Here is an 11549-nt window from a genome sequence, read left to right on the forward strand (position 1 = left end):
GAGGGGGGGGTGGGGGAGGAAGGCGGAATTTATGGGCTGGTGTGTGGGCTGGTTTTTTGGTTTTGGTCTCAACTATTCATCCTTGTTCGCTCCCCCCCCCCCCCCCCCCCCCCCCCCCCGCCCCGGCCGACCGCCGCTGATCACAGCGGCTGGGGCACCAGCCGGTCCGGCACCGCCCCCGGGGCCGTGCCGGTGCCGGCGGTGGCCGCCGGGGTGCCGACCGCGTCCGTCGCGGTGCCGGCGGCGACCGGCCCGGCCGACGGCCCGACAGCCAGCAACTCGTTGAGCACCTGGATGGCACCGGTGATCCGCAGCAGGGTCTGCTGGATGTCGGCCCGCCGGGCCTCCACCTCGGCGAGCATCTGCTGACCGGCCCGCAACTCGGCCTCCAGCTCGGCGACCCGCTGCTCCACTTGCTCCCGCATACCTGATCCGTCCCGTCGTGGGTCGTCTGTCACTGGTCGGAGATTTCGAACTGCCAGAAGGTCTTCGTGTGCGAGGCGACCGGCTGCCCCGGGATCCAGGTGAGGGCGTACCGGTACGGGCTGTCGCCACGCTTCTGGCCACTGTCCCAGATGTAGCTGTCGTAGTAGGTGTTGCGCAGCTTGCAGACCAGCTCGTTGTCAGCCAGCTTCCTCAGGATCCTCAGCTCACGCTCACCGACGACGACGTCACCGATACGCACCGTCTGCGCGGTCACCTGCCCGGCGTGGATGCTACGGGGCTCGCCGTCAGCGGCCCGGAAGTGAAAACCGGCCGGGTCCACTTCGAGCTGGTACGCGTACCGGCCGCCGTGGTGGAACCGGATGGCGAGCGTCGTGGGCGACACGGTCGGCGGGGTCGTGTCGGCCTGCTGCAACTCCAGGAAGACGAGCTTCCGTCCCGGCTGGACCTCGCCCGCCTCCCGGCGCAACAGCAGATGCCGGTGCTCGGCCCGGACCGCCAGCTGATGCCCGGCGACGGCGACGGTGCCGACCCCGATCTGGCCGGCCGTGTTGATGTTGAGCCGGGCAGCCTGGTTGGTGACCAGCGTCAACGCGCTCGCCGTCCCGGTCCCCACGATCATCCCCGCCGGCGCACCGAACATCCCCGCGTCGTGCGCCATCGCCCAACCGTCCACCTTCGCCGTACGTACCGACAGCTTGGTGCTCCCGGTACCGACCACATCGACCACCCGCCCCCAACCGAATGCGCCCGACAGATCGGCGGTACCGATGCCGACGTGCCCGGCGGCGTTGATACTCAGCCGGGCGGCCTGACCGGTGACGAGGGTCAGCGGGCTGCCGGTCGCGGTGCCGACGACCATCCCCGGCGGCGCACCGAACACGCCCCCGTCGTGCGCCGTCACCCGACCGTCCACGTTCGCCGTACGTACCGACAGCCTGGTGCTCCCGGTACCGACCACATCGACCACCCGCCCCCAACCGGCGGTGTCCCGCGGGTCGGCGGTGCCCACGCCGACATGTCCGTCGGTGCCGATGAAGAGCCTGGTCGTTCCGTCCGCGTCCGATTCGTGGGTTCGCACGTGCAGGCCGCGTCCGGCCGCTGACCGTCCGTCGTACTCCACGGAGAATCCCTGGTTGGTCGCGCCGGCCCAGAACCGGACCCCGCTGCGGTGCTGGTCGTCGGCGGCGACCCGGAACGTCAGATGCCGGTCCTGGTGATCGAAGTCGCCCACGTCGAGACCGGTGCCGGCGGCGACACCGACACCGATGCCGCCCGTCATCGACAGACTGGACAGCTCGGCGGTGGTGCCGTGCACCGCGACGTCGCCGTTGTCGGCCACCGTGATTCGACCGAGCAGCACCGTCGGCCCGTCCAGATCGGGCTCCGCCTCGGCGGGAGCGACCGCCGTCGTCCCGTTCGGGGCGACCACCACCACCTTCGGACGTTCCTCCCAACGCCGGGCGCCGACACCGCCGTCCCCGGTCTGTCCCACGTCCGTCGCGGACTCCTGGTAGGCCAGGCGTACCTCGACGTTCTGCTGGTTGGCGAATGCCGTACCCAGCGGCAGTTCGGCGGCGGCTGCCAGGACGAGGTGCCGGCCCAGGGCGTCGACCGCCATCCCCGCGGACACCGTGACCCGGAACGGCTCGTCCGCGGCGGCCAGGCCCAGGCCCTCGCTGACGCCGGTGAGCCGCAGCAGCCGGCTCTGCCGACGCTCACGGTCCAGGTGGAACCTCTGCTCGTCGATGAAGTCCTGGTCCTCCAGGAACTGCCCGTCGAAGAAGCGGACACGCTTCGAGACGACGTCAGGTTGGGTGTAGTCCGCCATCGGACCTCCTCCGGTTTCAGGTCGAGTCGCGCGTGCCGAGCAACGTGTTGCGGTTGAGGACGAGCCGCTCCGGCTTGCCGCCTTCGCGTTCCTTCAGCTCCTCGGAGACCAGCCGCATCGTGGGCACCACGACCTTGAGCGCGTAGAACGTGTGGGCCGGCTTCTCCCGGTCGATGATCGCCCGTGCGGTCTCCTGCACCCTGCGCAACTCGTCGCCGTCGGCGGCGCCGAGAGTCAGCTGTACCTGGAAGTAGTGGGCGGGTGTGTCGTACCCGTCCAGGATCACCACGTCCTCCCGGGTCACCTGGTCGGCCAACGGGCGCAGGTAGATCTCCAGCATCCGGCGCAGCCCGGCCAGGGTCCCCCGCTGCCGGTACAACGGCACGACCTCCCGGATGAAGCCGCGTTTGGTGTCCACGTCCCAGTCCGCGCGAAGGCTCAACGCCACCCAGCCGGCCAGCCACGGCAGGAAGTCCTCACCGGTGTGCACCGGATCGATGTAGTCGGCCGAACGTCCGATGGTCTGTTCCAGACCCTCGACGTCGTCGCGGCCGGTCAGGATCGCCTCGAAGGCCAGCAGGAACCGGCCGGCGAACGGGTCCTCCCGGAACATCACCGGGAGATGATCGAGGTACCGGCTCATCGTGCGCCCTCCCCGCCGGGCGGGTAGGTCCGGCCGTAGCCGTCGTAGCCGACCAGGTCCAGGCGGGCCAGCCGGGGCAGTTGGTGCACGTCCAGCGCGACGCTGCCCCCCGTGTCACCGGCACCGACGCCACCACCGGCGCCGACCAGGGCGAGCTGGACGTTCTCGATGTAGTCGAGCAGGGGTGACTGCTCGAGTACCGCATACACCTCGGACGGGTGGACTCCCTGTCCGAAGGGCCAGCCGGTGCCGCCGGTACCGCCGGTGAACGGGTCGTAGAACCGGTGCAGCCGGGCCCGAGCGTCGGCGAGCGCCTCGGTCGGCGGAGCATCCTCGCGCAATGCCAGATCGGCCGAGATCCCGATGTCGACGTACTGCGGGCCGACGACATGGTGACGTACGGTCAGCAGCCGACGCGGGGCCAGGAAGTCGTGCAGTTCGGTGGTCAGCTCCTCGGTCGGCACCGGATGGGTGTCGGTCTCCGTACCCGGCGCCGGGACGACGACGACGCTGACGTGTGCCGGGGCGACAGCGGCCGGATCCGTACCGGCGAGGTCACGACCCGCCACGCACCGGACCCGCCGCACCCGGTCCGGCCCGGCGGGCTGTCGCTGCGCCGGCCATACCGTGCCGACCAGGTACTCGTAGTCGTCCGCGGTCGCGGCCCGGTAGCGCTCATGCAGGTCGGCCAGGCTCTGCCGGACGGCGGCGTCGAGCCCACCGGTGGTCGGAGGTGTCCACTCCGGGCCGTTGAGCAGCTGCAGGAAGTTCCGGGTGTGGCTCTGCGGAATCTGGTTGACCTGGTACAGCTGCATCTCGGTCAACCAGGCCAGCATCTCGACCAGGATGACGCCGGGGTCGCTGGGGTTGTGATCGGTCCACTCCGGCAGCAGGACCGGGATGAGCGACCGTGCCTCGCCGACGAGGTCGTCGTAGTCGCGGTCGTCGAGGTTCGGCAACGGAATCGGCACGGCGGTCCTCACGCTGGAAGGGTCACGGTGATCTGGTGTCGCCCGGAATAGACCAGCGCACGTGCCAGCCACCGGGTCAGGTCCGCGGCAACCGGCTCGGCCGCGCCCTGCGCCAGCGAACGGCCGAGGACCGCCGCCAACCGCTCGCCGAGCGACTCGGACCGGGCCACCTGCACCACCTCGAGTTCGCGGACATGGTCGACCCCGTCGACTGCTGTGACCGCCGCGTACATGTCCGAACGGTGCGGCTTGCGGCCGAACGCCCAGCCGGTGCCGTCCGGTCCGCCGGTCAGCGGATGCAGGAAACGGTCCAGGACCTGCTCGACCCGCGCCTGGATCAGCCCGGCGGCCGTCGGGTCGCCGGCCACCACGGTGGCGGTGACGGTCACCTCGATCCACTCCGGGCCGGCCACCCACAGGCCGACGGTCGGCGCGCACCGCGCCCGCAGGTGCCGGTCCACCTGACGCAACAGACCCAGGCTGGGCACCGGTCGGGCGGCGGTGGAGAACGGGACCACGATGACCCCGACCCCACCTGCGTCAGCCTGCTGATGCTCACCGCCCGGCTGTTGGTCCGGGTCCAGCCACAGGTCGAACGGATCGAACCCGCTGGGCGACACCGCCTGCGCCCGGGCCACCTCGGCCGAGGACTCGAACGCGAGGTCCGCGAAGTCGTCGACCGTGACCGCCCGGTCACGGTGGCGTAGCGCCTTGGGCCCCCGTGTCCGCACCCGCTCCATCGGCTCCCAGCCGGACCCGCCGGAAGCGGGCTCGAGGTTGGTCACCGAGTCCAGGTAGGGAACCGCGGACTTCAACGTGGCGATGGTGTCCGCAGGTCGGTTGCCCCGCTCGCCGCCGCCCGTGCGGTAGGTGATCCGGACGTTGTTCTGCCCGATCGGCACCACCTGCCCCGCCTGCCCGTCACCGAATCCGATCTCGCCGGTGGCGGCGTCTATCGTGTAGTGGCGGTCCCCTGGCCCGGAGCGGTGGAAGTCCGTCACCTCGTGCCAGCGTACCCAGACCTGCCCCGCATCGTCGGCGGCCGTGACGGCACCCGCGCCGTCGGCCTCGACGAGCGCGGCCTCCTCCGCCGGTGACGGCCGCTGCGGCTCGCGGACGACGAGTCGCTGGTCGGCCAGCACCGGTGTCTGCGCGGTGGCCAGCCGCTGGCCGGCCTCGGCGAGGCCCGATCCGAGGATCTCCCCGGTGATGGTGGTCGTCTGCGTAGCCCACGTCGTGTTCGGCGAGACCCGACGCAGCCGTGGTGGGATCGCGAAGCCGCCACGCCGGTGTCGCAGTCGCAACCAGCACCGGTGCTGACCGAACGACTCCCGGGCGGTCAGGTCCGGAGGACCGACGAAGCGGACCACGCCGCGGTCGCCCAGCGTCCCGGTCTCGTCGACCGCGATCAACGGCCGCCAACCGTCGGCACCGCTGTACTCCCACACCAGGTCGGCCCGGTCGGTCAGGTCGGCGCCGGCCAGCCGGTCGGCCACCACGTCCTCGGGTGCCGGTGGTTCGACCTGCAGGTAGAGCGTGACCGGCCGGTTGTCGAACGGCTGGTCGAAGCCGAGGTAGAGAGCTCGGTCCCGGTGCGGATTGGGGGTGAAGGGGGTGATCTGCCACCGCTCGTCACCGTCGCGGTGGTGAGTGACGAGACGGAAGTCGTTCTCGGTCACACAGGCCTGGGCCGGGACCGCAGCCGCCAGCCCGGCCCGGGACCGCCACGACAACCTGGTGACGACCGGCGGAGCGAAGGTGGCGTCGACCAGTTCGTAGCCTCCGTCGTCGTTGCGGGTGTAGTGGGCCGCGACCCCGTAGTCGCCGCCGATCAGCCGGACCCGCACCCAGTGCGCCTCGACGCCGTTCACCTCGGTGCGCGCGAACCCGTCCGGTGGGGTGAGCGTCACGGTGGCGCTGTCGGTGAAGGCGTACTGCGGGTCGTCGACCATCACCCCCCGCCACGCCGCGCCGTCCCATGCCTCCCAGACGAGTCGTGGGTCGCCATCGGTGCGTACCGGCGGCACCACGGGATCCGCCTGGTCGGCCGGCCCGTTGGTCAGCGTCACGTCGACGACGAGTTCCGCACCCGGCCAGACCAGGCTCGCCGGGCACGCCAGATAGCAGGTGTCGTTGAACCGTGGCTGTTCGCCGAAGGGATAGAAGTCCCTGGTCACGTCCAGTGGGCTGGTGTTGCTGAAGGCCTGCGGCAACGCCACCGGATCCGGTGGCGTCTGCACCCGCGCGTCGATGCCGGTGACGACGGGCAGTTCCCAGTCGTAGCCGACGGACAACGCCGCCAGCCGGGGCAGGATGGCGTACGTCGCCCCGTGGTCGACGATCTCGGCCCGCAGCCAGTGGCCCGGCCGTCCCTGGAACAGCTCGGCCGGCCAGTCGGCCGGCACCCGGAAACTGACCTCGCCGTCGGCGGTGAACGCGAGCGTGCTGTCGACCAGTTCCCCGGCGGCGTCGCCGTCGGACTCCGCCGTCGCCGTGCCGGACTCGCCCAGCCGCCGCCATTCGTCGCCGACCTTGTACGACCACACCAGCCGCACCGGGGTCGCCGGGTCGGCGGGCGTGCCGGGCCGGGCCAGGGTGACCGCGAGCCGGGCCACCGTGCCGGGGACCACCACACCGACGCTGAGGTAGCACCACCGGACCTGACTGCTCTCGCCGAACGGGTAGAACCCGTCGACGGCGGCCTGCGGGGTCCGACGGCCGGACGCGACGGCGTCGAGCGCCAGCCCGGAGACCGGCTGCGGCATCGGCATGTCGAGCTGCGCGCGCAGCCAACCAGCGGTGGTGCCGTCCACATCGTACGCAGGCAGTGGCGGCAGATCGGCCAACGTCACCGTCCAGGCACCGTCCCACAGCGTCGTCCCGGCCTCGACCGGATGCCACCGGGCGCCGTCCCAGTAGGCCCAGGAGATCGGCCACTCGGCGAGCAGGGCGGCGTGCGAGGCGGTCAGTGCCAGGGTGACCGTCTTGGTTCCCTCGGCGGCGAGAACCGGGTCGCAGGCCACGAAGAACCGGTGCGGCACCGGCTGATCGCCGTTGAAGGCGTCGAACGGCTCGTCCCGCTGGCCGGTGGCCATGGCACTGCGGTCGGCGTAGGCGTCCTGCGGTGCGTCGTCGACCAGTACGGTCCGCAACTGGGCCGGGGTGACCACCAGATCGGTCACGGTCTCGAAGACGACCTCGTCGTCCTCGCCGTCGCGCGGGGTGGCCGCGACCTGAGTGCCGGCCGGGACCACCGCTTCGGTCTGGCTGCCCTGGGCCAGAGCGAAGGTGAGCGGCACGCGGGCCGGACGCGGCGGCGCCGGCCGGGTCCCGATCAGGTTGAGAAACGCAAGGTAGTCACGTTCCGGCACCTGGTTCAGCCGCTGCACCACCAGTTCGGCGTAGCGGGCGAAGATGCCGATCAGCGCCTGACCGGCGTCCCGCCGCCCGTCGGTGGGCGGCCGCCAGCCGCTGTACCGGGTCGCCAGCGCGGCGGTCTGCGCGGCGAGCGCCTCGCGGTCGCGGGGGTCGATGGGTGGGGGCTGTCCGGTCATGCCAGGTAGAAGGGGTAGACGAGATTGAACCGGCTGTTGGTCGAACGCACCTGGTAGTTGATTTCGATGAGCAGGCGGCGCCGGTCGTCGGGGTCGGGTGCGGCATAGACGTCCAGCACGTCGATCCGTGGTTCCCAGCGGGCCAGTGCCTCCCGCACCGACCGGCTGATCCGCCCGGCGGTGCCGACGTCGTTGACGTCGAACACGAGGTCGTGGATGCCGCAGCCGAAGTCCGGCCGCATCACCCGCTCACCGGGCGCGGTGCCGAGGATGAGCCCGATCGACTGGCGGATCAGGGCCGCGCCGTCGTCGCTGAGCCGGATGCCCTGCCCCGGCTCGTAGCCGAGTGGGAACGCCCAGCCGGTGCCGAGGAATCCGTGGTTCACCGCGCTGGTCACCCGATCGTCACCGTACCCGTGGCCAGGACCGCGCCGCTGGGCAGGTCCTGCGGATCGTTGCAGGTCGACGCGAGGTCACCGGACCTGATCGCCGGCTTTCCGTTGATCCTCACGGTCGCGCTGCCGCCTTCGAGGGTGGCCGTGTTCGACGGCTGTTTCTGAAACGACGTGCCGGGCGCGGTGGGTACGTGCGCCGGGGTGTTCTCGGCGGTGGAGCCGGCCACCGCCGCCGGCTTCCCCATGATCTTGACATCGGCGCTCAGCCCGCCGTTGATGATCCCGGTGAAGGGATGCGGCAACGGTGTAGGAGTCGGCGCGGGTGCCCCGGGCACCATGACGACGTGGATGTCGGTCGCGTTGACCCGGTCACCCTGCTTCGCCGCGAACTGTCCCATGTGATCTCACCCCCCATTCAGTTGATGTTGACCTGGCTGCCCTTGATGTCCAGCTGGCCGCTGGACTTCACCGCGAGCGCGGACTTCGCCTCGACCTTGACATCGGCCGTGGAGGTGATCTCGACGCCCGCGCCGGCCAGCCGCAACCGGCCGCCGGCGGAGATCACCACGTCCGCGTCGGCGGTGACGGTGATCTGGTTGTCCTTCGTGCTGATGACGATGCTGTTCCTGCCGCTGCCGTCGACGATCTCGATCCGCTCGTCCTGCTTGGTGTCGATCAGCCGGATCACGTGCTTGCTGCGGGAGACCATCACCCGTACGTCGTTGTTGCCGTCGTCGTTGTCGACCGGTGGGGCGTCCCTGCCGTTCCACAACCCTCCGACGACGTAGGGGATCTCCGGGTTGCCGTGTTCGAAGGCGACCAGGACCTCGTCGCCGACCTCGGGCAGGAAGTAGCAGCCGCGGCCGGGGCCGGCCATCGGCGAGGCCACCCGCGCCCAGTCGGTCTCGACGTCGTCGGCCAGCCAGGGCAGCGCCACCTTGACCCGCGCCAGACCGTCCGGGTCGCTGTTGTTGGTGACGATACCGATCACCACCCCGTGGTACCGCCCGTCCGGGTAGGCCGGCTCCCGACCGACCAACTGGTGGTAGACGTCCGTCACGCCGCGTTCCTCCGTACTTCGAGGCTGGACCGGTAGCCGTGCGCGGCGGTCACCGCATGGCTGACGGAGACGACGTAGTAGTCGCCGCTGAACGTCGCGCCCGCCCCCTCGATCCGCACCACCTCACCGGCGTGCAGCCGAGGTTGTCCACCGCACTCGGCCTCGCCGGTGACGTAGCTCAACGCCAGGTCGTCGAACTGCCCCCGGGCGAGCTGGTCGGCACGGGCCTGGTTCGGTGCCGACAGGTCCACCCTGGTCGACCTGGTCCTGCCGAAGACCCGGCCGACCTGCCGGGGGCCGGTCACCGCGCCCGTCGTGGTGGGTCCGGGACCGGAGCCGGCCACGGCGACGACGGCCTTCTTACCGGTCACGTCCCAGCCCCGCACGGAATGCTCGGCCATCTGGCCCATCGTGCGCAGCCGGGGGGTGAACTGGGAGATGTCGTCACCGACGTGCAGCTTCGCCGCCGGTGACCGGCCGTGCTGCGGCGGCCGGAAGGTCAGCACCTTGTCCCGTACATGGATCTCGTACCCGATCAGTCCCGCCCGCCGCTGCAGGAACTCCAGATCGGTCTCATTGTTCTGCAGCACGTAGTCGAGATCGGTGCCGGTGTCGGTCACGTCGGCACGCAGACCGGCCGCCTCGGCCAACTGGCGGGCGATGGCGCTGTCCCTGGTCCGGGTGAAGGTCCTGGTCCGCTGCCGGCGGGCCAACCGGTGACGCAGGTCGTAGCCCCGGACGGTCAGCATCGGCGGACGGCCCTCCACAAACGACGGCTCCAGGCTGGTGATCTCCCCGATGATCGCCAGGTGCAGGTCCTTCACATACCCGAGTGCGATCCGCACCTCGGTGCCGACCGCGAACAGCGTCGAGTCCGACCAGGTCACCGCGAGCCGGTCCGCGTCCCAGTTCTTCAACGTCACGGTGAACATGCTCAGCGCGTTCAGGTCCTCCAGCACGGTCACCGACTCCACGTCCTTGTGGGCTTCCGGCGGCAGGCGCCGGCCACCGCACCGGATCTCGAAGTCCGGCCCCGACTCGGCAGTCTGCATCACCTGGTTCTCCGCTCAGCTCAACCGCGGGATGGTCAGCACCGTGCCGGGACGCAGGTCACGGGGGTTGACGATGCCGTTGGCCGAGGCGATGTGCCGCCACAGGCGCGGATCCCGGTACTCGGCGGCGGCGATGCTGTGCAACGTGTCGTTGCGCCGCACCACCCACGTCTTGTGCACGTCGGACGAGTGCAGCTCACGCTCCTTGAGCTGCGCGTCGGTGAGCGACTCCACAAAGCTGCACGAAACGGTCGCCCGCACCGGCGTGCCGTCGGGCAGGAACATGGTGAACCGTTCGCTGATCTGGGTGAGCACGCCGGTGAAGATGTCGGCGAAGGCACCCCAGGACAGGGTGCACAACGGCGGCCGGTGCAACTCCTTGTCGAACTCGGCCAGCCGGGACACCCGGCCGGTCAGCACGGTCACGTCGGTCGCGTCGCCGGTCTGGAACGGATTGGGTGGTGTCACCATCGAGGTGGCCCGGGCCCACATGGACGACTCCGCTCTCGACTCGTAGGTGTCGAAGAACAGCTCGAGCGACAGCGTCGCGGGCTGCATGGCCGCGAACTCCTGCTGCAGCCCGCTCCACGTCCACGCGCTGCCCTTGCCGGCGCTCTCGTGCGCGTACCAGCTGACCGACCGCGACCGGGTGATCTCGTGTGGATTGAACAGCGCCTCGATCGGGCCGTTGCGATCAAAATCCGCGCCGTCGTGGGCGATGGTCAGTTTCTGCAGTCCTCCGCCACCGGGGCCGAACCCGAGCAGCGCGTTGGCCAGACCCGCCTTGTTGAGGCTCACCGCCGCACCCCCCGACGCTCCGCCTCGACGGCCAACCGGCGCATGATCCGGCCGTGCACCTGTTCGGTGACCTGCCCGACGTCGACCCGCGGGGCCGGCTGAACAGGCAGCTGCGGCACGCCACGGTCGGGACGGGGCGGATCGACCACCGGAGCGCCCGGCCGCTGCCCGCCGACGTCAGGCGCACCGGGTCCGCGGCCGCCGGCACCGACAGCGCGATGCCCGGTCGCCGCTCGCGCGGGGCCGACCATCGACGGGTGGGACGGCCTACCGGCCACCGACGGTACGCCGACGATGCCAGGGACCGGGTGGACCGGCGCGACAGCAGCCACCGCGGACAGCGGAAGCTGTGGCACCGGTCGGGCCGCCGGCGGCCGCGCGGTGACCACCTGGACCGGGGCGCTGGCAGGCGGCCGCTGTCGGGCGACGGACGGCACTCCGGCTGCCGGCCGGGCGGGGCGGTCCGGCGCTGCCGGGACGCGGAAGGTCAGATGAGGTCCACTGGCGGCTCGGCCCGGGGCACCGGTCAACTCGCTCCAGTCGGCCGGGTCGGTGACCGCCGGCCCCGGCACGGCGGTCGGGCGCGGCCGGGCCGTCACGCCCGGGGCGCCCGTCGCAGCAGCCAGGCCAGTCGATGCCGGCCGTCCTGCGGGGCCGGCCCCCGGACCACCGGTGGACAGGGTCGCGGCGACCGCCTTGCGTTGGATCGTCAGCGGCCGGCCGGCGGCGGGCAGGGGGGTCACCGGCGGTGTGGGCCGGCCGGCGACTGCGGAACCGGCCGCGGTCCACACCGGGTTCGGC

The 11549-nt window shown here is 71.3% G+C and carries 10 protein-coding genes and 1 pseudogene; all 11 read right to left on the reverse strand.

Translation table 11 applies throughout. The features are described from left to right. Positions 1–140 precede the first annotated feature (140 nt). Positions 141–425 (reverse strand): hypothetical protein, encoded by a 285-nt coding sequence (locus ACXAHD_RS28575; protein WP_281550851.1) that lies wholly within the window; start codon positions 423–425, stop codon positions 141–143. A gap of 29 nt (positions 426–454) precedes the next feature. After that, positions 455–2275: a hypothetical protein gene (locus ACXAHD_RS28580; protein WP_281550852.1), complete on the reverse strand. Its 1821-nt coding sequence runs from the start codon at positions 2273–2275 to the stop codon at positions 455–457. Positions 2276–2291: 16 nt separating this feature from the next. Continuing rightward, positions 2292–2918 (reverse strand): phage tail protein, encoded by a 627-nt coding sequence (locus tag ACXAHD_RS28585; RefSeq protein ID WP_281550853.1) that lies wholly within the window; start codon positions 2916–2918, stop codon positions 2292–2294. Further along, on the reverse strand, positions 2915–3901 hold the full coding sequence (locus ACXAHD_RS28590) for a baseplate J/gp47 family protein (protein ID WP_281550854.1): 987 nt from the start codon (positions 3899–3901) through the stop codon (positions 2915–2917). Before ACXAHD_RS28590 ends, ACXAHD_RS28585 begins: the two co-directional genes overlap by 4 nt. Continuing rightward, the gene (locus ACXAHD_RS28595) at positions 3898–7443 is read right to left on the reverse strand and encodes a putative baseplate assembly protein (protein WP_289213308.1); all 3546 of its coding nucleotides are present in this window, start codon (positions 7441–7443) and stop codon (positions 3898–3900) included. The genes ACXAHD_RS28590 and ACXAHD_RS28595 overlap by 4 nt, the downstream gene beginning before the upstream one ends. Next, a complete protein-coding gene (locus tag ACXAHD_RS28600; protein ID WP_281550856.1) occupies positions 7440–7841 on the reverse strand; it encodes a GPW/gp25 family protein in 402 nt (133 codons plus the stop codon). The genes ACXAHD_RS28595 and ACXAHD_RS28600 overlap by 4 nt, the downstream gene beginning before the upstream one ends. Beyond that, positions 7838–8236 carry a PAAR domain-containing protein gene (locus tag ACXAHD_RS28605; protein ID WP_281550857.1) on the reverse strand — a complete coding sequence of 133 codons (399 nt, stop codon included), beginning with the start codon at positions 8234–8236 and terminating at the stop codon, positions 7838–7840. The genes ACXAHD_RS28600 and ACXAHD_RS28605 overlap by 4 nt, the downstream gene beginning before the upstream one ends. Before the next feature lie 17 nt (positions 8237–8253). Then, a complete protein-coding gene (locus ACXAHD_RS28610) occupies positions 8254–8898 on the reverse strand; it encodes a phage baseplate assembly protein V (RefSeq protein ID WP_289213309.1) in 645 nt (214 codons plus the stop codon). Beyond that, entirely contained in the window at positions 8895–9950 is a 1056-nt protein-coding gene (locus ACXAHD_RS28615) for a phage late control D family protein (RefSeq protein WP_475054495.1), read from the reverse strand. Before ACXAHD_RS28615 ends, ACXAHD_RS28610 begins: the two co-directional genes overlap by 4 nt. Positions 9951–9965: 15 nt before the next feature. Next, on the reverse strand, positions 9966–10748 hold the full coding sequence (locus ACXAHD_RS28620) for a CIS tube protein (RefSeq protein WP_281550859.1): 783 nt from the start codon (positions 10746–10748) through the stop codon (positions 9966–9968). Next, a pseudogene (locus ACXAHD_RS28625) lies at positions 10745–11549 on the reverse strand (hypothetical protein); the annotation flags it as partial. The gene ACXAHD_RS28620 and the pseudogene ACXAHD_RS28625, both read right to left, overlap by 4 nt.

It is taken from the genome of Micromonospora sp. ABR4_055 (assembly GCF_056160425.1).